The sequence below is a fragment of the Aeromicrobium sp. genome (assembly GCF_032084975.1).
GTDB lineage: Bacteria > Actinomycetota > Actinomycetes > Propionibacteriales > Nocardioidaceae > Aeromicrobium.
In genome coordinates this window covers 33,116-56,073 of record NZ_DAMDLR010000018.1, presented here as the reverse complement: position 1 = coordinate 56,073, position 22,958 = coordinate 33,116, and the positions used below count along the sequence as shown (strand labels likewise).

Annotated in this window: 22 protein-coding genes; 9 read left to right on the top strand and 13 right to left on the bottom strand. The window is 69.7% G+C overall.

Annotated features, from left to right (window positions below; translation table 11 throughout):
• Both RT323_RS06830 and glmS read right to left on the bottom strand, forming a co-directional pair.
• On the bottom strand, positions 1–780 hold a 780-nt coding region (locus tag RT323_RS06830), incomplete at its 3' end, for an NAD(P)H-hydrate epimerase (protein ID WP_313406234.1).
• A 4-nt stretch (positions 781–784) separates the two neighbouring features.
• Entirely contained in the window at positions 785–2,629 is a 1,845-nt protein-coding gene (glmS, locus tag RT323_RS06825) for a glutamine--fructose-6-phosphate transaminase (isomerizing) (RefSeq protein ID WP_313406233.1), read from the bottom strand.
• Between the two features lie 46 nt (positions 2,630–2,675).
• Between glmS and coaA the strand changes: the two genes are divergently transcribed.
• Entirely contained in the window at positions 2,676–3,626 is a 951-nt protein-coding gene (gene coaA / locus RT323_RS06820) for a type I pantothenate kinase (RefSeq protein ID WP_313406242.1), read from the top strand.
• Positions 3,627–3,783: 157 nt separating this feature from the next.
• Here the strand turns inward: coaA and RT323_RS06815 are convergent, their stop codons facing one another.
• From RT323_RS06815 to rplM, 4 genes are all read right to left on the bottom strand, one after another.
• The gene (locus RT323_RS06815) at positions 3,784–4,755 is read right to left on the bottom strand and encodes a GNAT family N-acetyltransferase (protein WP_313406231.1); all 972 of its coding nucleotides are present in this window, start codon (positions 4,753–4,755) and stop codon (positions 3,784–3,786) included.
• 99 nt (positions 4,756–4,854) lie between these two features.
• Entirely contained in the window at positions 4,855–6,201 is a 1,347-nt protein-coding gene (gene glmM / locus RT323_RS06810) for a phosphoglucosamine mutase (RefSeq protein ID WP_313406229.1), read from the bottom strand.
• A 13-nt stretch (positions 6,202–6,214) separates the two neighbouring features.
• Positions 6,215–6,712, bottom strand: coding sequence for a 30S ribosomal protein S9 (rpsI, locus tag RT323_RS06805; protein ID WP_313406226.1), 498 nt, complete (start codon positions 6,710–6,712; stop codon positions 6,215–6,217).
• Between the two features lie 18 nt (positions 6,713–6,730).
• On the bottom strand, positions 6,731–7,174 hold the full coding sequence (gene rplM, locus RT323_RS06800) for a 50S ribosomal protein L13 (protein WP_313406223.1): 444 nt from the start codon (positions 7,172–7,174) through the stop codon (positions 6,731–6,733).
• A gap of 241 nt (positions 7,175–7,415) precedes the next feature.
• Here rplM and RT323_RS06795 point away from each other — a divergent pair, with 241 nt between their 5' ends.
• A complete protein-coding gene (locus RT323_RS06795; RefSeq protein ID WP_313406220.1) occupies positions 7,416–8,711 on the top strand; it encodes a citrate synthase in 1,296 nt (431 codons plus the stop codon).
• 80 nt (positions 8,712–8,791) lie between these two features.
• Here the strand turns inward: RT323_RS06795 and RT323_RS06790 are convergent, their stop codons facing one another.
• Positions 8,792–10,306: an ABC transporter substrate-binding protein gene (locus tag RT323_RS06790; protein ID WP_313406217.1), complete on the bottom strand. Its 1,515-nt coding sequence runs from the start codon at positions 10,304–10,306 to the stop codon at positions 8,792–8,794.
• A 356-nt stretch (positions 10,307–10,662) separates the two neighbouring features.
• Here RT323_RS06790 and RT323_RS06785 point away from each other — a divergent pair, with 356 nt between their 5' ends.
• The 3 genes from RT323_RS06785 (at position 10,663) to RT323_RS06775 (ending at position 14,315) form a co-directional block, all read left to right on the top strand.
• A complete protein-coding gene (locus tag RT323_RS06785; protein ID WP_313406240.1) occupies positions 10,663–12,393 on the top strand; it encodes an AMP-binding protein in 1,731 nt (576 codons plus the stop codon).
• On the top strand, positions 12,390–13,565 hold the full coding sequence (locus tag RT323_RS06780) for a CoA transferase (RefSeq protein ID WP_313406214.1): 1,176 nt from the start codon (positions 12,390–12,392) through the stop codon (positions 13,563–13,565). Before RT323_RS06785 ends, RT323_RS06780 begins: the two co-directional genes overlap by 4 nt.
• 114 nt (positions 13,566–13,679) lie before the next feature.
• Entirely contained in the window at positions 13,680–14,315 is a 636-nt protein-coding gene (locus RT323_RS06775) for a TetR/AcrR family transcriptional regulator (protein WP_313406211.1), read from the top strand.
• 22 nt (positions 14,316–14,337) lie between these two features.
• Here RT323_RS06775 and RT323_RS06770 read toward each other — a convergent pair whose 3' ends face one another.
• Positions 14,338–15,555 (bottom strand): metallophosphoesterase family protein, encoded by a 1,218-nt coding sequence (locus RT323_RS06770; protein ID WP_313406209.1) that lies wholly within the window; start codon positions 15,553–15,555, stop codon positions 14,338–14,340.
• Positions 15,556–15,630: 75 nt separating this feature from the next.
• Between RT323_RS06770 and truA the strand changes: the two genes are divergently transcribed.
• Genes truA through RT323_RS06750 form a run of 4 tightly spaced genes read left to right on the top strand, consistent with a single transcriptional unit; the run spans position 15,631 to position 17,832 of the window.
• A complete protein-coding gene (gene truA, locus RT323_RS06765) occupies positions 15,631–16,413 on the top strand; it encodes a tRNA pseudouridine(38-40) synthase TruA (protein WP_313406237.1) in 783 nt (260 codons plus the stop codon).
• Positions 16,413–16,889, top strand: a complete 477-nt coding sequence (locus tag RT323_RS06760; protein WP_313406207.1) for an NUDIX domain-containing protein — start codon at positions 16,413–16,415, stop codon at positions 16,887–16,889. The genes truA and RT323_RS06760 overlap by 1 nt, the downstream gene beginning before the upstream one ends.
• Positions 16,886–17,251 (top strand): MmcQ/YjbR family DNA-binding protein, encoded by a 366-nt coding sequence (locus tag RT323_RS06755; protein ID WP_313406204.1) that lies wholly within the window; start codon positions 16,886–16,888, stop codon positions 17,249–17,251. The genes RT323_RS06760 and RT323_RS06755 overlap by 4 nt, the downstream gene beginning before the upstream one ends.
• Positions 17,248–17,832: a methyltransferase gene (locus RT323_RS06750; protein WP_313406203.1), complete on the top strand. Its 585-nt coding sequence runs from the start codon at positions 17,248–17,250 to the stop codon at positions 17,830–17,832. The genes RT323_RS06755 and RT323_RS06750 overlap by 4 nt, the downstream gene beginning before the upstream one ends.
• Position 17,833: 1 nt before the next feature.
• Here the strand turns inward: RT323_RS06750 and RT323_RS06745 are convergent, their stop codons facing one another.
• The 5 genes from RT323_RS06745 to RT323_RS06725 are packed head-to-tail and all read right to left on the bottom strand — an operon-like array spanning position 17,834 to position 22,952.
• The gene (locus tag RT323_RS06745; protein ID WP_313406201.1) at positions 17,834–19,168 is read right to left on the bottom strand and encodes a biotin carboxylase N-terminal domain-containing protein; all 1,335 of its coding nucleotides are present in this window, start codon (positions 19,166–19,168) and stop codon (positions 17,834–17,836) included.
• Positions 19,169–19,172: 4 nt separating this feature from the next.
• Positions 19,173–20,042 carry an ABC transporter permease gene (locus RT323_RS06740; RefSeq protein WP_313406199.1) on the bottom strand — a complete coding sequence of 290 codons (870 nt, stop codon included), beginning with the start codon at positions 20,040–20,042 and terminating at the stop codon, positions 19,173–19,175.
• Positions 20,042–20,986 carry an ABC transporter permease gene (locus RT323_RS06735; protein WP_313406197.1) on the bottom strand — a complete coding sequence of 315 codons (945 nt, stop codon included), beginning with the start codon at positions 20,984–20,986 and terminating at the stop codon, positions 20,042–20,044. The genes RT323_RS06740 and RT323_RS06735 overlap by 1 nt, the downstream gene beginning before the upstream one ends.
• Positions 20,986–21,972 carry an ABC transporter ATP-binding protein gene (locus RT323_RS06730; RefSeq protein ID WP_313406196.1) on the bottom strand — a complete coding sequence of 329 codons (987 nt, stop codon included), beginning with the start codon at positions 21,970–21,972 and terminating at the stop codon, positions 20,986–20,988. Before RT323_RS06730 ends, RT323_RS06735 begins: the two co-directional genes overlap by 1 nt.
• Positions 21,969–22,952, bottom strand: a complete 984-nt coding sequence (locus RT323_RS06725) for an ABC transporter ATP-binding protein (RefSeq protein WP_313406194.1) — start codon at positions 22,950–22,952, stop codon at positions 21,969–21,971. Before RT323_RS06725 ends, RT323_RS06730 begins: the two co-directional genes overlap by 4 nt.
• Positions 22,953–22,958 lie beyond the last annotated feature (6 nt).

Sequence of the window (22,958 nt, the reverse complement as noted above, 5' to 3'; positions counted from 1 at the left end):
CACGACCTCGGGGGCGCGGTCGACGACCCGCCGCCCCAGCTCCTGCGCTCCGACGAACCGGATCATGCCCGTCGGTCCGCCCTGCGCTCCCGCGACGCACAGGTGCGCGGCACCGGCATACTGCGGTGAGCCGGCCCGGATGCCCAGGACGCCGCGCGTGTACTTGTGCGCGCCACGACCCGGGACGACGGCATCGCGGAACAGCGCGCCGTCGGCCGGCTCGAGCGCCTCGATCCCCGGCTCGGCCGACAGATCCATGCCGATGTCGACCACCGAGACCTCGCCGGCCAGGTCGGCGGCGGGACCCAGCAGCAGGCCGTGCTTGTACGTCGCGAAGGTGACGGTGTGGTCGGCCACGACGAACGGCCGGTCGGACTCGATCCAGTCCGCCCAGGCGGCGGCTCGGCCCGACAACCCGGCGCGGGCGCCGATCCCGAAGACCGCATCGACCACGTACCGGTGCCCGCGAGGTGCGTCCACCACGTCGGCACCGGCGGATCTCGCGGCGGCGAGTCCCTCGGCGTGGACCGCGCCCTCGTCCAGCAGGCACAGGCTCACGCGGCGACCGTCGGCACACAGCCGGGCAGCGGCGAACAGCGCGTCGCCGCCGTTGTTGCCGGGGCCGACCAGGACAGCGACCGCGTGCTCGGCCGGCAGCAGCTCGAGCAACCGGCCGGCGAGCGCCGACGCGGCGCGCTGCATGAGGCCGTCCCACCCCGTCGACGCTGCGGCGACCTCCTCGGCCGCACGCACCTGCGCGACGCTGTGGGCGGTCAGCATCGGGTCACTCGACCGTGACGGACTTGGCCAGGTTGCGCGGCTGGTCGACGTCGTGGCCGAGCAGCTCGGCCAGCTCGCACGCGAAGATCTGCAGCGGCACCGTGGCCACGAGCGGCTGCAGCAAGGTCGGCACCTTGGGCAGGCGGATCACCTCGTCGGCGAACGGCAGGACCGAGTCGTCGCCGTCCTCGACCAGCACGATCGTGTAGGCGCCGCGGGCGCGGACCTCCTGGATGTTGCTGACGATCTTCTCCTGCAGCTGGTCGCGGGCGCGCGGAGGCACGACCACGAACATCGGCAGGCCCTGCTCGACGAGCGCGATGGGCCCGTGCTTGAGCTCACCGGCGGCGAAGCCCTCGGCGTGGATGTACGCGAGCTCCTTGAGCTTGAGCGCGCCTTCGAGCGCGACCGGGTAGCCGACGTGGCGACCCAGGAACAGGAACGACTTGCGGTCCATCAGATCGGCGGCGAGCTTGCGCACCTGGTCGCCCTCGTCGAGCATCCGCTGGACACCCTCGGGGATCTTGTGCAGCTCGTCGAGGATCTGGCCGATCTCGTCGCCGTACTTGGTGCCCTTGACCTGTGCCAGGTACAGGCCCAGCAGGTAGCAGGCCACGACCTGCGCGAGGAAGCCCTTCGTCGACGCGACCGCGACCTCGGGGCCGGCGTGCGTATAGATGACGGCGTCGGACTCGCGCGGGATCGTCGAGCCGTTGGTGTTGCAGATCGACAGCACCCGAGCGCGCTGCTGGCGCGCGTACCGGATGGCCATCAGGGTGTCCATCGTCTCGCCGGACTGGCTGATCGCCACGACGAGCGTCGAGCGGTCGATGATCGGGTCGCGGTAGCGGAACTCCGACGCCAGCTCGACCTCGCACGGGATGCGGGTCCAGTGCTCGATCGCGTACTTGGCGACGAGTCCGGCGTACGAGGCGGTGCCGCACGCGATGATGATGATCTTGTCGATCTCGCGCAGCTCGTCGTCCGAGAGCCGCATCTCGTCGAGTTGCAGCCGCCCTTCGAGGTTCGTCTTGCCCAGGAGGGTGTCGGCGACGGCCTTGGGCTGCTCGTCGATCTCCTTGGTCATGAACCAGGGGTAGCCGCCCTTCTCGGCGGCGGTGACGTCCCAGTCGACGCTGTACTCGGTCGTCTCGGCCGGGTTGCCGTCGAAGTCGGTGACGTCGATCGAGTCGGCGGTGATCGTGACGACCTGGTCCTGCCCGAGCTCGATGGCCTCGGAGGTGTAGTCGATGAAGGCGGCGACGTCCGAGCCGAGGAAGTTCTCGCCCTGGCCGCGGCCGACGACGAGCGGGGAGTTGCGGCGCGCACCCACGACGGTGTCGGGATGGTGGGCGTCGGCGAACACGAGCGTGAACGCGCCCTCGAGCCGGCGGCACACGGCGCGCACGGCCTCGGACAGGTCGTCCTGGGTCTGCAGCTCGCGGTGCAGGAGGTGGGCGACGACCTCGGTGTCGGTCTCGGACGAGAACTCGTAGCCGGCGTCCTCGAGCTCGGCGCGCAGCACCATGAAGTTCTCGATGATGCCGTTGTGCACCACGGCGATCCGCTCGTCGGGGGCCAGGTGGGGATGCGCGTTGGCGTCCGTGGGTCCCCCGTGCGTGGCCCAGCGCGTGTGCCCGATGCCGGTGGTGGACTCGGGCAGGCTCGAGTCGGCCAGCACGGCGTCGAGGTTGGCGAGCTTGCCGGACTTCTTGGCCCACGCGATGCGATCGCCGTCGACGAGGCCGACTCCGGTGGAGTCATAGCCCCGGTATTCGAGGCGTCGTAGACCGCCCATCACCACGTCCAGCGCCTGACGATGGCCCACGTATCCGACGATTCCGCACATAGGCTTCAGGGTACCGACTGCACGGTGGCGTGACGCGCTGGTGACAATGGTGCGTATGTCACGCGACTTGTCGCCGTACGTCGAGCTGGAACGCGCCGCCTGGGCCGAGCTGGCGCGCGACGCGACCCAGCCGATGTCGAACGAGGAGATCGAGCGGGTCCGGGGCCTGGGCGAGGAGCTCGATCTCGCGGAGGTCCAGCAGGTCTACCTGCCCCTCACGCAGCTGATCAGCCTGCGCGTCCGCCTCTCCGAGGCCCTCTACCGCGCCACCGAGCGCTTCCTGGGCGATCCCCAACCTGACCGTGTGCCGTTCATCATCGGCCTGGCCGGCTCGGTCGCCGTCGGCAAGTCCACGACCGCCCGCCTGCTGCGCGACCTGCTCGCCGAGCACGACGACCACGCGAGCGTCGCGCTCGTCACGACCGACGGGTTCCTGCTGCCGAACGCCGAGCTCGAGCGGCGCGGCATCATGCATCGCAAGGGATTCCCCGAGTCCTACGACCGCAAGGGGCTGCTGCGCTTCATCATGCAGGCCAAGAGCGGCGCCGAGGTCATCGAGGCACCGGTCTACGACCACCTGACGTACGACCGCACGGACCAGACGATCTCGATGAAGCGGCCCGACATCCTCATCGTCGAGGGCCTCAACGTCCTGGCGCCTGCGCGGTCGCGCGGGGACGGCTCCCCCGGCCTGGCCATCAGCGACTTCTTCGACTTCTCGATCTACGTCGACGCCAACAGCCGCGACATCCGGCGCTGGTACATCAGCCGCTTCCTGCGCCTGCGCGAGACCGCGTTCGCCGACCCCGCCTCGTACTTCCACCGGTACAGCACGCTGACCGACTCCGAGGCCGTCACCCGCGCCGAGGAGCTGTGGGACACCATCAACTGGCCCAACCTGCGTGAGAACGTCGCCACGACCCGCGGCCGCGCCGACCTCGTGCTGCGCAAGTCCTCGGACCACTCGGTCCAGTGGGTCCGCCTGCGCAAGCTCTGACGGTGGTCACCCGGCAACGGTGACTCAGCGTCCGTTTCCACTCAGGAACGGACGCACACTGACCGCCGTCCCGGTGGCTCGCTGCGGAGCGGTGACTCAGCGTCCGTTTCTCCCCGCGAACGGACGCTGAGTCACCGCTCCCCTCGCACCGCCGGTGTCAGTCCAGGTCCTTGACCCACTGGTCGGCCCAGGCCGTGGCGCGGTAGCCGAGGTCCTCGTTGACGGCGATCATGTGGTCGTTCTGCGCGTCGTTCCACGTCACGATGCGGCTGCGCCCCTCCAGCAGGTCGGCGGCCGCGTGCATCGCGTGGCGCTTGAGGGCGAGTCCCAGCCCGTGGCCGCGGTGCTCGGGCAGGACGAGCGTGTCCCACTGGTAGACCTCGGTCGAGGTGGCCGAGAACAGCAGCTGGGTGTGCCCGGCGAGCGTGCCGTCCGGGGCGACCGCGACGACGATCTGCGCGGTGCGGCCCATGCGCTTCCACTGGTCGACCTCGTGCACGAGCCGATCGGCGTCCCAGTACTCGTTCTCGAGCTGGGTCTCACCCGAGGGCGCCTCCTGGTTGAGCAGTGCGCGGAGCCTGGCGTACTGATCGAGCCAGTTCGCCGGAGGCAGTCCGCGCCACGCGACGAGCTCGTACCCGTCCCGCGGCTCGGCCGGCGGGACCTCGGCCGGCAGGGACAGCTCACGCTGGACGATCGTGGTGTCGGGCCGGTAGCCGTGAGCGAGCATGAACTCCCGCCCTGACCCGGTCGGCTCGTCGATGCCGCGCAGGGTCTCGGTGAGGACCTTGCTCCGCCCGTCCTCGCGCACGCGGAGCTCGAGACGCTCGATCAGCGCGCTGGCGTAGCCGCGTCGCCGCAGCTCGGGCGGGACCCAGACCTCGCCGAACGCCGAGTCGACGTTGTCGCGCTCCGGCAGCTCCGCCAGGGCCACGGCGACGGCCACCTCGCCCTCGCGCAGCAGGAGCGCGTCGTTGCGCACGTACTCGTCCCCGATGAGCAGCACCTGCAGTTCATCAGCGGACCACGGCTGGTCGTACTCCTGGTCGTTCGACCGCAGATAGACGTCGTGGAACTCCATGAAGGCTCCGTGGTCAGTCGGGTCGAGGACCTCGATCGTGACGCTCATGGGGGCAGTCTGTCACCGGACCAGCCCAGGCGAAACGCCGAGTTCCACGTTCGACCCGGTGCGGACGGCGGGTCGCCGGCCGAAGGTGCAGCTCGGCGCTCAGATCGCGAGCTGGGCGCGGACGACGCCGGCCAGGTGGTCGGCGATCTCCTGCGCGATCTCGGCGGTGGGCGCCTCGACCATCACGCGCACGAGCGGCTCGGTGCCGGACGGGCGCAGCAGCACGCGACCGGCGTCGCCGAGCTTGGCCTCGGCGGCCGCGACCTCGGACGTGAGGGTCTGGTTGGTCGCCACGCCGGCACGATCGACGCCACCGACGTTGACCAGCACCTGCGGCAGGCGCTGCATCACGGAGGCCAGATCGGACATGGAGCGGCCCGACTCGGCCAGCTCGGCCGCGATCTGCAGGGCCGTGAGCGTGCCGTCGCCGGTGGTGGCGTGACGGCTCATGATGACGTGGCCGGACTGCTCGCCGCCGAGCGTGTACCCCTTCTCGCGCATCGCCTCGAGCACGTAGCGGTCGCCGACGGCGGTGCGCAGGACCGTGATGCCGGCGGCTTCCATGGCGCGAGTGAAGCCCACGTTGCTCATGACCGTGGCCACGACCGTGTCGTCGACCAACGTGCCCTCGCGCTGTCCGCGCAGGGCGAGGATGGCGAGGATCTGGTCGCCGTCGACGACCTCGCCGAACTGGTCGACCGCCAGGCAACGGTCGGCGTCCCCGTCGAAGGCGAACCCGACGTCGGCACCGCGCTCGACGACGACGCGGCTCAGGTCGTCGAGGTGCGTGGAGCCGCACTGCTCGTTGATGTTGAGGCCGTCGGGATCGGCGTGGATCGAGATCACGTTCGCGCCCGCGCGCTCGAACACGTCGGGGGCCGCTTCATGGGCGGCGCCGTTGGCACAGTCCAGGACGACCGTCAGTCCGTCGAGCCGGATCGGCAGCGTGTCGAGCAGGTGGCGGACGTAGGCACCCAGGCCCGCGTGGCTGTCGCCGACGCGACCCACGTCGGAGCCCGTCGGGCGGTCCCACGGCTCCTCGAGGCGCTGTTCGATGGCGTCCTCGATCGCGTCATCGAGCTTCACGCCCCCGCGCGCCAGGAACTTGATGCCGTTGTCGGGCATCGGGTTGTGGCTGGCCGAGATCATGACGCCCATGTCGGCCTCGAGGAACGCCGTCAGGTAGGCAGCGCCGGGGGTCGGGACGACACCCAGGCGGTGCACGTCGACCCCGGCAGACGCCAAACCCGCGACCACCGCGGCTTCGAGGAACTCCCCCGAAGCGCGGGTGTCGCGGGCGACGACTGCAGTGGGTCGCTGGTCGGCGAAGGCTCCGGCCTCGCCCAGCACGTGGGCGGCGGCGACGGAGATGTCGACAGCCAGCTCGGCGGTCAGGTCCCGGTTGGCCAGGCCACGAACGCCGTCGGTACCGAAGATCCGACCCATGCGATGGGTGAGATCAGCGCTTGCTGTACTGCGGAGCCTTGCGGGCCTTCTTGAGACCGGCCTTCTTGCGCTCCTTGATGCGAGCGTCGCGAGTCAGCAGTCCGGCCTTCTTCAAGGTCGGACGGTTGGCCTCGACGTCGATCGCGTTGAGCGCACGGGCCACGCCGAGACGCAGCGCGCCGGCCTGCCCGGTCATGCCGCCACCGGTGACGCGAGCGATCACGTCGAAGGAGTCGACCAGACCGGTGGCCGCGAAGGCCTCCTTGGCGATCTGCTGGTGGAGCTTGTTCGGCAGGTATTCCTCGAGCGGCTTGCCGTTGACGGTCCAGACGCCGGTGCCCGGCACGATGCGAACGCGGGCGATGGCCTCCTTACGACGGCCGGTGGCCGACCCGGGGGCGATGATCGAGGTGATCTCGCCGGTCGCGGAGGCGCCGGAGGACTCCGACGTGTAGGCGACACCCTCGTTGTTGGTGGTGTACTCGACGTCTTCGGTGGTGGTCTCAGCCACGATGAACCTGCTCTTCGCTTACTGGGAGATCTGCGTGATCTCGAACGGCTGGGGCTTCTGGGCGGCGTGCGGGTGATCCGGGCCGGCGTAGACCTTCAGCTTCGTGATGAGCTGACGGCCGAGACGGTTCTTCGGCAGCATGCCGCGAACCGACTTCTCGATCGCCTTGCGGGCGTCCTTCTCGAGCAGGTCGCCGTAGGCGATCTGCTTGAGTCCACCGGGGTAACCACTGTGGCGGTAGACGTTCTTGTCCGTGCGCTTGTTGCCCGACAACGCGACCTTGTCCGCGTTGACGATGATGACGAAGTCGCCACCGTCCACGTGAGGCGCGTATGTCGGCTTGTGCTTGCCGCGCAGGAGGGTCGCCGCGGTGACGGAGAGTCGACCCAGGACGACGTCCTGGGCATCGATGACGTGCCACTGACGGGTGATGTCAGCAGGCTTCGGGCTGTACGTACGCACGGCGTGACCTTCTCGCTGCAAATCGAAATCTGTGAAATCGGGACTGTGCGTCGCATTGGCGCAGTCAAGAAAGCGCGCAGCAACACAACGACTGTCAAAGATACCCGTACGTCCCCGTGTGGGTCAAAACGGGTCTCGCGAACGTGACCCTGCTCTCGCGCGGGAGTGACCGTCGCACTAGGTTGGAGTGGGTCGCACACCCCCGCGACCGTTACTCCCTGACGTCACAGGAGACCCAATCGTGACCGACAAGCAGACGCTGACCATCCGCGACAATCGCTCGGGCGAAGAGTACGAGGTCGAGATCGCCGATGGCGCGATCCGCGCCTCGGACCTCGGAAAGATCGGCAAGACCGAGGACGACCCCGGCCTGGCCGTCTACGACCCCGGCTTCACCAACACCGCCTCCACGCGCAGCGCCGTCACCTACATCGACGGCGACAAGGGCATCCTCGAGTACCGGGGCTACCCCATCGAGCAGCTGGCCGAGTCGTCCACCTACCTCGAGGTGGCCTACCTGCTCATCCACGGCGAGCTGCCCACGAAGGAGCAGCACGACCAGTGGGTGCACGAGATCACGTTCCACACGTTCGTGCACGAGAACCTCAAGAGCCAGCTGCAGGGCTTCCGCTACGACGCGCACCCCATGGGCATGCTGCTGTCGAGCGTGGGCGCGCTGTCGACGTTCTACCCCGAGGCCCGCAACATCAAGGACCCGCAGATCCGCCACGAGCAGATCGTGCGCATGATCGCGAAGATGCCGACGCTCGGCGCCTGGTCCTTCCGCCACGCGCAGGGCAAGCCGTACATCTATCCCGACAACGAGCTCTCCTACACCGAGAACTTCCTCTCGATGCTGTTCCGGATGAGCGAGGCGAAGTACGAGCCGGACCCGCGCCTGGCCAAGGCCCTCGAGGTGCTGTTCATCCTGCACGCCGACCACGAGCAGAACGCCTCGACGAACGCGGTGCGCTCGGTCGGCTCCAGCCAGGTCGACCCGTACTCGGCCGTGACCGCCGGCATCGCCGCGCTCTACGGTCCGCTGCACGGTGGTGCCAACGAGGCCGTCCTGAAGATGCTCAAGCGCATCAAGACGAAGGAGAACGTCCCGGCCTTCATCGAGGGCGTCAAGAACGGCGAAGAGCGCCTGATGGGCTTCGGCCACCGTGTCTACAAGAACTACGACCCGCGGGCCACGATCATCAAGAAGGCCTGCGACGACGTCTTCGAGGTCACCGGGGTCAACCCGCTGCTCGAGGTCGCCCAGGAGCTGGAGAAGATCGCGCTCGAGGACGAGTACTTCGTCCAGCGCAAGCTCTACCCGAACGTCGACTTCTACTCCGGCCTGATCTACGAGGCGCTGCAGTTCCCGCCGGAGATGTTCACGGTCCTGTTCGCCATCCCGCGCACCTCGGGTTGGCTGGCCCAGTGGCTCGAGCTGGTCGACGATCCCGAGCAGAAGATCGCTCGCCCCAAGCAGATCTACACCGGCGGGCGCCAGCTCCAGTTCGTGCCGGCCAGCGAGCGCTGGAAGTGACCGGCGCGGCCTGCTGAGCCGCGACCACGACAAGAGGCCGCCCCCGATCGTCACGATCGGGGGCGGCCTTGTACGTCACCTCACTTCAGCGTGACCCCCAGCAGCTTCGGCTTGCCGAGCAGGTTGCTCTCGAATCCCTCCACGCGCTCGCCCAGTCCCGTCAGGGAGTGCTGGAACACGATCGGGATGATCGGCATGTCCGCGTAGACCGCCTCCGACGCCTTGTCGAGCGCCGCCTTGCGCTCCTGTGGCGTCGTGGCGACCGCGTCCTCGTCGAGTGCCGCGTCGATGCCGGGCGTCGACTGGCCCGACGTGTTGAAGTAGGCCTCCTTCGTGAACATCAGGCGGTACGTCAGCGCGGGATCCGGCCGGCCGGTCCACGCCGCGAAGAACGCCGGCGTCTTCTTGTCGTTGAAGTAGTCGCTGTTCGCCTGGTTCACCTCGCGTGGGACGAGATTGACGTTCACCCCGATGCCGGCCCACTGCTCCTTCAGGATCTCGCCCACGCGCGTGGACGTGGCGTCGGCGTAGAGCAGCATGTCGAAGGTGAGGCCCTCGGCGCCTGCCTGGGCGATCAGCTTCTTCGCCTCGTCGACGTCGTGCTCGAGCTGCACGTCGTCCGACGGCTCGGCCCAGTAGCCGTCCGGCAGGAACCCGCGCGGCTTGGTGCCCAGGTCGAAGTACGCACTCTTGAGCAGCTGGTCGCGGTCCATCGCCAGGCTGAGCGCCCGGCGGACCCGCGGGTCGCCGAGCTCCTTGGACGCCCGGTTGGTGTAGATCATCCAGGTCCACATGCGCGGCTGCTGGTGCAGCTCGAGGGAGTCCTCGTCGTCGATGGACTGCGCGTCGGCGGGCACGATGTCCCAGGCGATGTCCTGCTGGCCCGAGCGCAGCGACGTCGCGCGGGTCTTCGGCTCGAGCATCACGCGGATCACGACCTTGTCGACGCGCTCCACGTCCTTGTCCCAGTAGTCGTCGAACTTCTCGTACGTCATCGAGGTGCCGCGCTTCCACTCGACGAACTCCCAGCCGCCCGTGCCCACGGGCTTCGTGCTGAGGTCGCCCCCGGCAGCCTCGGCGGCCTTGGGTGAGACCATCATCCCCGCGCGGTCGGCCAGCGTCATGACGATCGCCGAGTTGGGCTGCGTCAGGTTGAGCTTCACCGTCAGCTCGTCCACGACCTCCACCGACTCGATCGACTCGACGTCGGCGGCGATGTTCGATCCCTCGCCGGCCGCACGCTCGAGGTTGTACTTGACGGCCTCGGCGTCGAGCGGCTCCCCGTCGTGGAAGGTCACTCCCTCGCGCAGCTTCAGCACCAACTCCGTCGGGGACGCGAACTCCCACGACTCCGCGAGCCCGGGTTCGGCTTGCAGGTCCTTGTCGAACGACACGAGCGTGTCGTAGAGCGGGTAGAGCATCTGGTGGTCACTGCCGGAGTTCCCGCGGATCGGGTCCATCGACGAGAGGTCGGCCTGACTGGCCACCCTCAGCGTGCTGTCGCCGCCCTCGCCCGATCCACCGCCACCGCAGGCACTGATCGCGACGAGCACGGCCGCCGCCAGGCTGATGCCGATCCGAGACTTGGTCTTCATCCTTGGTTCCTTTCGCAGGGGTTCGCGCCGACCTCGACGCTGGACCCGGCGACGCACGCCAGCGCCGTGTCCGGACCGACGATGAGCGACCGCTCAGCGTCGGTGCCGACGACGATAGAGACGTAGATCACACGTGGCAAGACCCAGATCCAAGTCCGGCCAGACGGACCCGACTCTCGAGCCGACCACCGGATTGAACGATCGCTCAGCGTTTCCCGACGGTTGACCGGACGTGACCCACGTCATACGGTGACAACTGAAACGTATTTCAGTTTCAGCTCGGTACCGAGCACAGACGTGCGCCCCGCGTCGCCGTTGGCGAGCGGGGCACGACGAGAGGCGTGTGGTCCGTGAGGATGTCGGAGCAGTTCCATCAGCAGATCGACGGCTACCTGGAGAATCTGGCGCACCTGCGCCGGGAGGCATGGCCCGAGGTCGGCGAACCGACGATCGACCACCCGTTCGGGGAGACGACGGTCACCCGCTACCTCCGGTCGTGGGCGGCCCAGCGCCCCGAGCATGCCGCGATCATCCACCACGGGCGCCGCGTCACGTACGCCGAGCTCGACCGGGCCAGCGACCGGGTGGCCGCTCACCTGGCCCACCGAGGGTTCGCTCCCGGCGACCGCGCGGCCGTGATGATGCCGAACTGCCCCCAGTTCATCATCGCCTTCTTCGGGATCCTCAAGGCCGGTGGCGTGCACGTCCCGGTCAACCCGATGTTCCGCCGTGAGGAGATCAACTACGAGCTGGTCGACTCCGGCGCGACGTTCGCCTTCATCCTCGACGAGGTCGCGGCGGAGTTCGGCATCGGCAGCGAGGGGACCGCGGTCACCGAGGTCATCGCCTCGGCCAACACCGACTTCCTGCCCGACGGCGAGGCGCTCCCCCGCGGGATGGCCACCGGCGTGCCGCCGACCGCCGGATCCACGCGGTTCCTGTCGCTCCTGGACCGGGACGACCTGCCCGTCCCGGCCGATCCCGACGACCCCGATGCCCTGGCCGCGCTCAACTACACGGGCGGCACCACGGGCATGCCCAAGGGATGCGAGCACACCCAGGCGGACATGCTCTACACGGCACTCACCGGTGGGCAGCTCGGCTTCGGCGGGGGCCCGGACACGGTGAGCCTGGTCTTCGTCCCGATCTTCTGGATCGCGGGAGAGGACGCGTTCCTCGTCGCACTGGTCAACGGCGGCACGTGCGTCCTGCACTACCGCTGGGACGCCCAGGAGGTCCTCGAATCGATCGACGAGCACCAGGTGACGGCGATGGCCGGAACGGTCGACAGCTACCTCGAGCTCCTGGACACCGCGGCGGGCTCGGAGTACTCGCTCGCCTCGATGGAGGCTCCCGTGACGATGTCGTTCGTCACGAAGCTGACTGTGGAGATCCGCGAGCGGTGGGCGCGCGAGACGGGCGCGCCGGGGATCATCCGCGAGAGCTCCTACGGGATGACGGAGGACCACACCCTCGACACGTTCACCCTCGGGCTGCAGAAGGACGATGCGGACCTGCGCGGTCGGCCCGGGTTCACGGGACTCCCGATGCCCGGAACCGACGTCGCGATCGTGGACTTCGAGACCGGCGAGCTCGTCCCGCCGGGCGGCGAGGGCCAGATCATCGTGCGCTGCCCCAGCATGATGCGCGGCTACCACAACCGACCGGAGGCCACGGCCGAGACGCTGCGTGACGGGTGGCTCCACACGGGCGACATCGGCTCGATCGACGAGACCGGAGCCCTGCACTACCTGGGCCGCACCAAGGAGATGCTCAAGGTCAACGGCATGAGCGTCTTCCCGTCCGAGCTGGAGCACCTGTTCAGCCGGCACCCGCACGTCGCCGCCTGCGGCGTCATCGGGGTCGCGGACCCGAAGAAGGGACAGGTCCCCGTCGCCTACATCCAGCTCGACGCCGACGCGAGGTCCCGGGTCGGCGCGGAGGACCTGCTGGCGTGGTGCCGCGACCACATGGCGACGTACAAGATCCCCCGCGTCGTGGTCATCGACGAGATGCCGCTGGCCCCGACGGGCAAGGTCTCGAAGGTGGGCCTGGAGAAGCTGGCCGCATCGAGCGAGCTGCGATGAGCGGCGACACGCCCGGTGCCCTCAGCGGCATCCGGGTGCTGGAGCTGACCCACGCGATCGCCGGGCCGCACACGGGCCAGATCCTGGCCGACCACGGGGCCGACGTGATCAAGGTCGAGCCTCCCGGCGGCGAGCTGGCCCGTGACGCACTGCCGACGGTGGACGGCGACAGCACCTACTTCGCCGCCCAGAACCGTGGGAAGCGCAGCGTCGTCCTCGACCTGAAGCAGCCCTCGGACCTGGCAGCGTTCCTGCGCCTGGTCGAGGGGGCGGACGTCGTGGTGACGAACTACAGCGTCGACGTGCCAAAGAGGCTGGGTTGGGACTTCGACGTCCTCGCGTCGGTCAACCCGTCCATCATCATGGCGCGCATCACGGGCTTCGGCACCACCGGAGCGGACCGGGCGATGCTCGCGTACGACGGCATCATCCAGGCCATGAGCGGCATCCCCCACATGACCGGGCCGAGGGACGGCGACCCCACGTTCATCGCCCCGTTCGTGGCGGACCACCTCGCGGCGTACCGCGCGACCATGTCGGTCCTGATGGCGTTGCGCGTCCGTGACACGGCGCGGGAGCCGGCGCCCCAGTTCATCGACATCGACATGATCTCGACCTACATGGGCGTCCTGGCCCATGACGTCGACGAGTCCCTCTCGGGTCGGCCGCACATGCGCGACGGCAACCGGGTCCCGAAGGCCACCTCGAACACCTACGCCACCCAGGACGGCTTCGTGCACCTCGCTCCCGTGGGACCGGGGCCGTGGGAGCGGTTCTGCCACGTCATCGGGCGGCCCGACTGGGCCGAGACCGTCTCGTACGAGGACGCCGTGCTCGAGGTACGAGACGACATCGACGCCTATGTCGCCGACTGGTGTCGTGACCGCGAGCGAGATGCGATCCTCGAGCAGCTGCAGGCCCTGTCGATCCCCTGCGGTCCGGTCCTGGCACTCGACGAGGCGGTGAGACGGCTCGACGAGAGGGCCGACGGGCGCGTCGTGCGGGTGACCTCCCCGGCCGGGCGCAGCGTCGCCGTCCCGGGCCCCTTCACCCCGGTGGGCCTCGCCGGTGGCGCCGGTCGCCTGCGCGTCCCTCGCCTGGGCGAGCACGACGACGAGGTCCTCTCCCCGATCAGGGCGGAGCTGGCCGGTCGCGGGACGGACCCGGACTGACGCCCTCCGGACCCGGACCGCGCCGGCCCGAAGTCGTTTGTCGGCGCGCGAGCGTGGGCCTACCATTCCCTCCACGCGTGCGGTCCACGCGACGCGACCGAGACGGAGTGACGATTGACCACACGAACGACCGGCGATCCGACTCATGACGCGATGCGGGTCGCGACCTTCTGGCACCCTCGGGCGGAGGGCGCGAGCCACAAGATCCTGGTGGGCGCCTGCCTGACCTTCCACGAGCTCGGCTACCACGGCGCCTCGACCCGGATGATCGCCCAGCGCGCCCAGATGAGCGCCGGGTCGCTGTACGTCCACTTCGCCTCCAAGGAGGACCTGTTCTTCCGCATCGTCATGGACAGCCATGCGGCCGCCCTGGAGGCGCTGCGGCAGGCCGTCGGCCTGGGCACCGATCCGGCCGAGCGCCTACGGCTGTTCGTCGCCACCTACGCCACGTGGCACGCGGAGTGGAACGTCATCGCCCGTCCGGTGCACAACGACCTGCACGTGCTGACCGACGAGCACTTCGAGGAGGTCGTCGCCGTGCGGCGCGCGACGATGTCGCTGCTCGACGAGATCCTGGGCGCCGGTGTCGATGCCGGTCAGTTCTCGGTCTCCGACCTGCCAGGCACCCGGCGGCTGTTCATGTCGGTGTGCATCGACGTGTGCCGCTGGTACGTCGAGGGCGGTGAGCGCTCGGCGACCTCGATCGGACTGCAGTACTCGGAGCTGGCGTTGAAGTTCGTGAGGTCCTGACTCCCGTACCCATTGGCCGTCCTCAGCGCCGCAGCGTGAAGGAGTCCAGCACGTCGCCGACCTTCGCGTCGGGTTCCGCGCCACCGGCCCGGTGCGCCACGAACGACCGCACCCGCAGGGCGGAGCGTGCCACCGTGATCACCTGGTAGGTGGAGGTCCGCTCGGCCCACCTCTGGCGCGTCGCGCCGTTGCGACTGAAGTCCCGCGCCGACGTGTCGTAGTACTTCGGGCCACTGACCGAGGTCAGGTAGGTGATGCCGGCCTTGCGGGCCCGGGCGTAGGAGTGGTCGTGTCCCGAGAGCACGAGGTCCGCGCCGTGCTTCTCCAGCGGGTCAAGGAACCAGCGGCGCATCGTCGCGTTGTCGCGATCACCGCGTGCGGCGAAGGGACCGCGGTGCATCAGCACGATCGACCACGGGCGCCTGTTGCTGCGCAGGGCCTTGACGAGGAAGTCGCGCTGGCGCGCGAGATCGGAGCCGAACGAGTCGAGCACGATGATCCGCGCCGGACCGTGATCGGTGAAGTACCACGTGCGGCGCTGGCCGCGGAACCCGTTGTCGGGCCCGTGGAAGTACGACCGGAAGCCCCGGGCGTCGCCCGACCGGCAGGGACTCGGGACGTCGCACTGCTCGTGGTTGCCGATCGAGGAGATCCAGCTGCGGTACTGGCCCGACGGGTTGACGGCGCGATGCAGGTCGGCCCACTCGCGGCCCGACCACGGCCGGTTGACGACGTCACCCGCCTGCAGCACGAGGCGCGCGCCGGGGTGCCGCCGGGAGGCACGGTCGATGATGCGGGCGGGAAGCTCCGCGTTGTCGACCTGGGTGTCACCGAACTGCAGGAACGAGAACGTGTCGCGGGCGCGCCCCGCCGTCCGGAAGGTGCGCCACGGCGTCGCGTCGCGTCCGCTGACGATCCGGTAGCGGTACCGCGTGGAGGGCCTCAGCCCGGTGACCTTCGCGACGTAGCGGGCGTGGCCGCTGCCGGCCGTGCGCTCGGTCGTGCCCAGCTTCCGCTTCGCCGGGGTGGTCCGCACGGTCCCGTCCGGCGCGACGGTGACGACGCGTTGGCCACCTCGAGGCTTCGTCCGGCTCCACGACACGAACTGCGACGTCGCCGGGTTGGCGGTGGACGTGAGCAGGATCCGGCCGAGTCCCGGCGGCGCCGCTCCCCCGGCGGGCAGCGGTACCAGCACGGCGGCGAGCACCGCCGTCACGACGAGCGCGACTCGAGTCCTCATCCCTCCACGGTAGGTCGATCGAACGCTTCCGCCTCCCGAGCGCGACGGACCGGCCGATACCGTGGAGTGGTGCGCATGCGGATCGATCTGGCCTACGACGGAACCGACTTCAGGGGCTGGGCGACCCAGCCGGGACTGCGGACCGTGCAGGGGGAGCTGGAGTCCGCGCTCGGCACGATCCTGCGCCTGCCCGAGCCCCCGCGCGTCACGGTCGCCGGTCGCACCGACGCCGGCGTCCACGCGCGCGGGCAGGTCACCCACGTCGACGTCGACAGCCACCCCGGCGTCCTGGAGCGGCGCCTGCGCCGGCTCGTCCCGGACGACATCCGGATCATCCGGGTCACCGAGGCACCCGAGCACTTCGACGCCCGCTTCGCCGCGATCGAGCGCCGTTACGTCTACCGGATGACCGACCACCCCGCCGGACCCGACCCGATGCAGCGCCGCATGGTGGCGGCGATGCCGCGGCCGCTCGACGTCGCCCTGATGAACGAGGCCGCGCAGCACCTGCTGGGCGAGCACGACTTCGCATCGTTCTGCAAGCAGCGCGAGGGCGCCACCACGATCCGCGACCTGCTCACCCTGCGCACGGTCCGCGGTGGCGAGACCATCGCGACCACCGTCCGTGCCGATGCCTTCTGCCATTCGATGGTCCGCTCCCTGATGGGCTGCCTCGTGGCCGTGGGCGAGCGACGCGAGAAGCCCGAGTTCGCCGCCGAGATCCTCTCCGCCCAGGTCCGCGACCCCCGGGTCAAGGTCATGCCGGCCCACGGCCTGGTGCTCGAGGAGGTCGTCTACCCCGCCGACGACCAGCTGGCCGCTCGGGTCGAGCAGGCGCGGCGCCGCCGGGACGAGTGATGGCCCGCCTGCTGAGCGCCGGGCTGTTGCTGCACCGCGTCGCCGACGGTCGTCGCGAGGTCCTGCTGGGCCACCTCGGCGGACCGTTCTGGGCTCGCCGCCACGAGCGCGCGTGGTCGATCCCGAAGGGCGTCGTCGAGGCCGGCGAGGATCCCGCCGACGCGGCACGCCGCGAGTTCCTCGAGGAGCTCGGCGTCCCCGTCCCGGACGGCCCGTGGATCGACCTGGGCCAGGTGCGGCAGTCGAAGAAGGACGTCCGGGTCTGGGCCGTCGAGGCCGACCTGGACCCGTCGATCGTCGTGCCGGGGACGTTCGACCTCGAGTGGCCGCAGGGGTCAGGGACGATGCAGGCGTTCCCCGAGCTGGACCGGGTCGAGTGGTTCGGCCTCCCGGACGCGGCCGAGGTGATCGTGGCCGCCCAGGCGGAGTTCCTGGGGCGACTCGAGCGCGGCGATGCGCGTACCGTGACGTCATGACGTGGGATGAGATCGAGGCGTTCCTGTTGGGTTTCCCCGACACCGTCACCAGCACGTCGTGGGGCATGCCCGGCGTCAAGACCGGCGGGCGCCTGGTGGCGTGGTGGCGAGACCAGGACGACTCCCCCGGCTCCGTGGCGTTCAAGGTCGACCGGTCCGAGCTCGAGGCCCTGGTCGAGGACCCGGACACCCCGTACTACACGATCGAGCACTTCCGGAAGTTCGACTCGAACGCCGTGCTCGTCCGTCCTGGCGAGGTCGATCCGGTCGAGCTGCGCGAGATGCTGACCGATGCGTGGCTCGTCACGGCCAAGCCGACCGTGCTGAAGGCCTGGCTGGCCGAGCACGAGGAGCGCGCATGAGCCACTACTTCGACTCCGCGCCGAGCGTGCAGGACGAGCGCCGCACCCTCACGGTGACCGTCTGGGACCGGACGCGGCAGTACGAGACGTCCAGCGGCGTCTTCTCAGGAAACCACCTCGACAAGGCCACGGCGATCCTGCTCGCGCAGAGCATCCCTCCCCCGGCCGGCTCGGTCGTGCTCGACCTGGGCTGCGGATGGGGGCCGATCGCCTGCTCGTTGGCCGCCGAGGGCAGCACGGTCTGGGCGGTCGACGTGAACGAGCGCGCCCTCGAGCTCACCGCCCGCAACGCCGAGGGCCTCGACGTCCACCCGGTCCTGGCCGAGGACGTCCCCGCCGACCTCGAGTTCGACGCGATCTGGTCGAACCCGCCGATCCGCATCGGCAAGGAGGCCCTTCACGAGCTGTTGCTGACCTGGCTGCCCCGACTGCGGCCCGGCGGCGAGGCGCGGCTCGTCGTCGGCAAGAACCTCGGCGCCGACTCACTCCAGCGGTGGCTGACCGATCAGGGGTTCCCGACCGAGCGCGTCGCCGGCAGCAAGGGCTTCCGGGTGCTGTCGGCCCGCCGCCCCGGCGCCTGACTCACTGCCGGACGGCTGACATCCGGCCGACGATGCCCGTGTCGTGCGTCGCCTCGACGAACTCCGGCTCGCGGAGCACGCGCGCGAGGAAGTCGAGGTTCGAGCCCGGCCCCTCGATGGTCGTCGCACCGATCGCGTCCCGGGCGAGCTCGAGCGCCTCGTCGCGCGTGGGCGCCGTGACGATGACCTTCGCCAGGAGCGGGTCGAAGAACGGCGTCACCGTGGTGCCCGGTGCGTAGCCGGCGTCGACCCGGACCCCGGGACCCTCGGGCATCCGCCACGCCGTGACGGCACCGGGACGCGGGAGGAAGCGCTCGGAGTCCTCGGCGTAGAGCCGCAGCTCGATCGCGTGTCCGCGGGGCTCGACACCGTGATCCGGCACGGTCGCGTCGCCGACGGCGATCGCCAGCTGCCACGCCACGAGGTCGACCCCGTGCACCGCCTCGGTCACCGGGTGCTCGACCTGCAGCCGGGTGTTCATCTCGAGGAAGAACGACTCCCCCGAGTCAAGGTCGTGGATGAACTCGATCGTGCCCGCTCCCACGTAGCCCACGGACTCGCACAGCCCCGCGGCCCGCTCGAGGAGCGTCGCCCTCGCCTCGGCCGTGAGGGCCGGGGAGGGGCTCTCCTCGACGACCTTCTGGTGACGGCGCTGGACCGAGCAGTCGCGCTCGGACAGGGCGATCGCGCGGCCGCCCGGCAGGCCCATGACCTGGACCTCGATGTGGCGTGAGCGCTCGATGTAGCGCTCGACGATGACCCGACTGTCGCCGAAGACCGACGCGGCCCGGCTCGTGACGGACGTGAAGGCACCCTCGAGATCGCCCGCGTCGGGGACGACGGCCATGCCGATGCCACCTCCGCCGGCGACGGCCTTGAGCATCACCGGGTACCCGGCCCGCTCGGCGGCGGCGCGGGCGTCCTCGACCGAGGTCACGGCGCCGTCCGACCCCGCGGCCACCGCGAGGCCGGCTCGCACGGCAGCGGCACGCGCGCCGGCCTTGTCACCCATCAGCTCGATCACCTCGGGTGACGGCCCGACGAACACCATGCCGGCCGCCTCGACCGCGCGGGCGAACGACGCGTTCTCGGACAGGAAGCCGTAGCCCGGGTGCACCAGCTCCGCGCCGGCCGACCGCGCGGCGGCGACCATCGTGTCGACGTCACCGAAGTCGCGCGGTCCCGACAGCTCGACCGTGACGTCGGCGTCCTGCACGTACGGCAGGTCGGCATCGACCGGAGGGAACGCGACCGCTCCGGTGTGCCCGAGCTCGCGCACGGTCCGCAGGACGCGCGCGGCGATCTCGCCGCGGTTCGCGATGAAGACGACAGCCATGGGATCACTTCCGCTTGGGGTCGAGGAGTCGCTGGATCTCGTCGCCGATGATGTTGAACGCGAACACGGTCGCGGCGATCGCGATGCCGGGGATGAAGATCTGCATGGGCGCCTGGTCGAGGAACGTGTAGGACCGCGAGAGCACGGCGCCCCACGAGGCGGTCGGCGGCTGGACGCCCAGCTGCAGGAAGCTCAGGCTGGCCTCGGCGATCAGGGCGAAGCCCATCAGCACCGCGACCTGGACGAGCACCGGCTGGATGATGTTCGGCAGGACGTGCGGCAGGACCATCCGGCGCAGCCCGCGCGCGCCGAACGACTTGGCCGCCTCGATGTAGGTCTCGGAGCGGATCGCCAGTGTCTGGGCTCGGGCGAGCCTCAGGATCGCCGGTGACATGACGATGCCGACCGAGATCATCGCCGTCGTGATGTCGGGCCCCATCGTCGCGGTGATGCCGATCGCCAGCACGATCGCGGGGAACGACATGACCGAGTCGACGACGCGCATCACGACGAGGTCGGTGGCACCGCCCAGCCAGCCCGCGGCGATGCCCAGCGGCAGCCCGATCACGACCGAGAGGGCGACCGCCAGGAGCGCGGCCAGGACGGAGACCCGGGTGCCGTGCAGCATGCGGCTGAACACGTCACGACCGAGGTCGTCGGTCCCGAGCCAGTGCTCGCCGCTGATCGGCAGCAAGATGGCGTTGAGGTCCTGCTTGTTGGGGTCGAACGGCGACAGGAACCCGGCGAAAACCACGACGATCGCCACGAGCGCGAGGATCCCGTAGCTGACGGTCACCGAGAGGCGACCGGCCTTGCGCCGCACTCGGGTGGGAGTCGCGGTCGTGGCGGCGAGGTTGGTGGCGTCAACGGTCATCAGGAGATCCTCGGGTCCAGGAGGCGGTACGAGACGTCGACGATCAGGTTCGTCAACAGGACGATCACGGCGGCGACGAACACGACCGCCTGGATCACGCCGTAGTCACGCTGGTTCGTGGCCTCGACGGCCAGCGAGCCGAGTCCGGACAGGCCGAACACGGCCTCGACTACGACCGCGGCACCGATGAGTCGCGACACCTGCAGGCCGATGATCGTCGCGAACGGCAGGCTGGAGTTCTTCAGCGCGTGCTTCCACACGATGCTGCGGTTCGACAGGCCCTTGGCCCGGTGCGTCCGGACGTAGTCGGTCGACAGGCTCTCCACCATGGCGCTGCGCACCTGGCGGCAGATCTCCGCACCGCCGACCAGGCCCAAGGCCAGGGCCGGGAGCACGAGTCCTCGCAGCGCCTCCGCGGGGTCGGCCTGGAGGCTGACGCCGCCGGGTCCGGGGAACCAGCCCAGGTTCAGCGCGAACACGATGATGAGCATCATGCCCAACCAGAAGTTGGGAATGGCGATGCCGGCGGTGGCCGCCGTCGTGAGGAAGCGGTCGAAGGGGGTGTCGACCTTCTGGGCGGCCCAGACACCGGCCGGCAGGCCGATGACGATGGCCACGAGCAGTGCCATGAAGGTCAGCAGCAAGGTGACGGGGAGGCGCTGCATGATCAGGTCGCTGATCGGCTCCCCCGTCTGGAACGAGGTCCCGAGGTCACCGGTGAAGGCGTTGCCGATCCACGTGAGGTACTGCATCACGAGGGACTGGTCCAGGCCCAGGTCGGCACGGATCCGCTCGAGGTTCTCGGGCGTCGCGTACTCGCCGGCGATCGCCACCGCCGGGTCACCGGGGATCAGCCGCTGCAGCATGAAGACGATCAGGGTCGCCAGGATGAGGGTGGGGACGGCCGACAGCAGGCAGGTCCCGACCACACGCAGGATCCTCATCACGCCACCGTCCTGACGATGCGGTCACCGTAGAGCTCGTCGACCCGCAGGCAGGCGGACGAGTGACCCGGGACGACCGGCAACAGTGCCGGCTTCTCCTGGCGGCACTGCTCCTGCGCGTACGGGCACCGGGTGTTGAACCGGCACCCGGGCGGGGGCGAGACCGGGCTGGGGATGTCGCCGTTCAGCACGATGCGACGGTCGGCCGACGAGTCGTGCACGAGCGGCTGCGCGGACAGCAGCGCCTCGCTGTACGGGTGCAGGCTCGTCTCCACGAGCGACTCGGTCGTGGCGTTCTCGACGATGTTGCCCAGGTACATCACGCTGATCCGGTCCGCGATGTAGCTCACGACGGACAGGTCGTGGCTGATGAACAGGATCGTGAGCTCGTACTCGGCCTTGAGGTCCTGCAGCAGGTTGAGGATCTCGGCCTGCAGCGCGACGTCGAGTGCCGCGACGGACTCGTCGCACACCAGGACCTTGGGATCGGTGACCAGGGCGCGCGCGATGTTGGCGCGCTGCTTCTGGCCGCCGCTGAGCTGGTGGGGGTACCGCGTCAGCATCTGGCTCGGCAGGCCGACGTCCTCGAGTGCCTTGACGGCCACCTGCTCGCGGTCCTTCTTGTCGCCCCGGCCCATGACGTCCAGGGGCTCGCGGACGCTCTGCAGGATCGTGCGGCGCGGATCGAGTGCGCTGTGCGGGTCCTGGAAGACCATCTGGACGGACTCGGAGAAGGAGCGGCGCTGCTTCGCGTTGAAGCCCGACACGTCCTCGCCGCGCCAGCGGACCGTGCCGCCGCTGATGGGCACCAGGCCCATGGCGGCGCGGGCCACGGTGGACTTGCCCGAGCCGCTCTCGCCGATGAGGCCGAGCGTCTCGCCCTCGCGCAGCTCGAGGCTCACACCGTCGACGGCGGTGACGTGGCGCCGGCCGCCGAGGGGGAACCGCACCGAGACGTCGTCGAGGAACAACAACGGGGTGGTCATGAGGCGACTCCTTCGAAGTCGAGTTCACGGGAGCGGATGCAGCGGACCTCGCGCGTCGGCGAGAGCGGCAGGAGCTCCTGGGGCTTGGTGCACTCGTCCTGCGCGAACGGGCACCGGGGGCGGAACACGCAGCCCTCGACGATCGTGCCGGGCGCGGGGACGCGGCCGGGGATCGTCGCGAGGCGATCGCCCCGGGATTCGGGGGACGGCAGGGCCGCCAGCAGTCCAGCCGTGTACGGGTGGCCCGGGTCGCCGAGCACCTCGCCGACCGGTCCGCGTTCGACGATCCGCCCGGCGTACATCGTGATCATCCGGTCGCAGGTCTCGGCCACGACGCCGAGATCGTGCGTCACGAACAGGACGGCCATGCCGCGCTCCTTGGCCAGCCCCTTGATCAGGTCGAGCAGCTGGGCCTGGATCGTGACGTCGACGGCCGTGGTCGGCTCGTCCGCGATGAGCAGCTTCGGGTCGCACGCCAGCGCGATGGCGATCATGACGCGCTGGCGCATACCGCCCGACAGCTCGTGCGGGTAGGCCTTCATGCGCGCCTTCGGGTCCGAGATCCCGACGGAGTCGAGCAACGACAGCGACTCCGTGCGCGCCTGCGACTTGCTCATGCCGCGCCGGACCCGCAGCGTCTCGATCAGCTGGTACCCGACGGTGAACACGGGATCCAGCGCCGTCATCGGCTCCTGGAACACCATCGCCATCGGGAGGTCCTTGCGAGCACCCTTGCGCTCGCCATCGTCGTTCCACAACGGCTTGCCGTCGAGGATCGCCTTCCCCTGGATCCGCGAGCTGCGCGGATCCAGCAGCCCCATCAGGGCCAGGGAGGTGACGGTCTTGCCACTTCCGCTCTCGCCGACGAGCCCCACGATCTCGCCCGGTTCGATCGTCAGATCGACGTCGTACAGGGCTTGCACGTGGCTGTCGTCGTGACCGAAGTGGACCTGCAGTCCTTCGACCGTGAGCAATGGCATGACCGT

Excerpts from the sequence above, each read along its gene's own strand:
- glmS (WP_313406233.1), bottom strand. The coding sequence starts at position 2,629 with ATGTGCGGAATCGTCGGATACGTGGGCCATCGTCAGGCGCTGGACGTG.
- coaA (WP_313406242.1), top strand. The coding sequence starts at position 2,676 with ATGGTGCGTATGTCACGCGACTTGTCGCCGTACGTCGAGCTGGAACGC.
- RT323_RS06815 (WP_313406231.1), bottom strand. The coding sequence starts at position 4,755 with ATGAGCGTCACGATCGAGGTCCTCGACCCGACTGACCACGGAGCCTTC.
- glmM (WP_313406229.1), bottom strand. The coding sequence starts at position 6,201 with ATGGGTCGGATCTTCGGTACCGACGGCGTTCGTGGCCTGGCCAACCGG.
- RT323_RS06790 (WP_313406217.1), bottom strand. The coding sequence starts at position 10,306 with ATGAAGACCAAGTCTCGGATCGGCATCAGCCTGGCGGCGGCCGTGCTC.
- RT323_RS06785 (WP_313406240.1), top strand. The coding sequence starts at position 10,663 with ATGTCGGAGCAGTTCCATCAGCAGATCGACGGCTACCTGGAGAATCTG.
- RT323_RS06780 (WP_313406214.1), top strand. The coding sequence starts at position 12,390 with ATGAGCGGCGACACGCCCGGTGCCCTCAGCGGCATCCGGGTGCTGGAG.
- RT323_RS06770 (WP_313406209.1), bottom strand. The coding sequence starts at position 15,555 with ATGAGGACTCGAGTCGCGCTCGTCGTGACGGCGGTGCTCGCCGCCGTG.
- truA (WP_313406237.1), top strand. The coding sequence starts at position 15,631 with ATGCGGATCGATCTGGCCTACGACGGAACCGACTTCAGGGGCTGGGCG.
- RT323_RS06760 (WP_313406207.1), top strand. The coding sequence starts at position 16,413 with ATGGCCCGCCTGCTGAGCGCCGGGCTGTTGCTGCACCGCGTCGCCGAC.
- RT323_RS06755 (WP_313406204.1), top strand. The coding sequence starts at position 16,886 with ATGACGTGGGATGAGATCGAGGCGTTCCTGTTGGGTTTCCCCGACACC.
- RT323_RS06750 (WP_313406203.1), top strand. The coding sequence starts at position 17,248 with ATGAGCCACTACTTCGACTCCGCGCCGAGCGTGCAGGACGAGCGCCGC.
- RT323_RS06745 (WP_313406201.1), bottom strand. The coding sequence starts at position 19,168 with ATGGCTGTCGTCTTCATCGCGAACCGCGGCGAGATCGCCGCGCGCGTC.
- RT323_RS06740 (WP_313406199.1), bottom strand. The coding sequence starts at position 20,042 with ATGACCGTTGACGCCACCAACCTCGCCGCCACGACCGCGACTCCCACC.
- RT323_RS06735 (WP_313406197.1), bottom strand. The coding sequence starts at position 20,986 with ATGAGGATCCTGCGTGTGGTCGGGACCTGCCTGCTGTCGGCCGTCCCC.
- RT323_RS06730 (WP_313406196.1), bottom strand. The coding sequence starts at position 21,972 with ATGACCACCCCGTTGTTGTTCCTCGACGACGTCTCGGTGCGGTTCCCC.
- RT323_RS06725 (WP_313406194.1), bottom strand. The coding sequence starts at position 22,952 with ATGCCATTGCTCACGGTCGAAGGACTGCAGGTCCACTTCGGTCACGAC.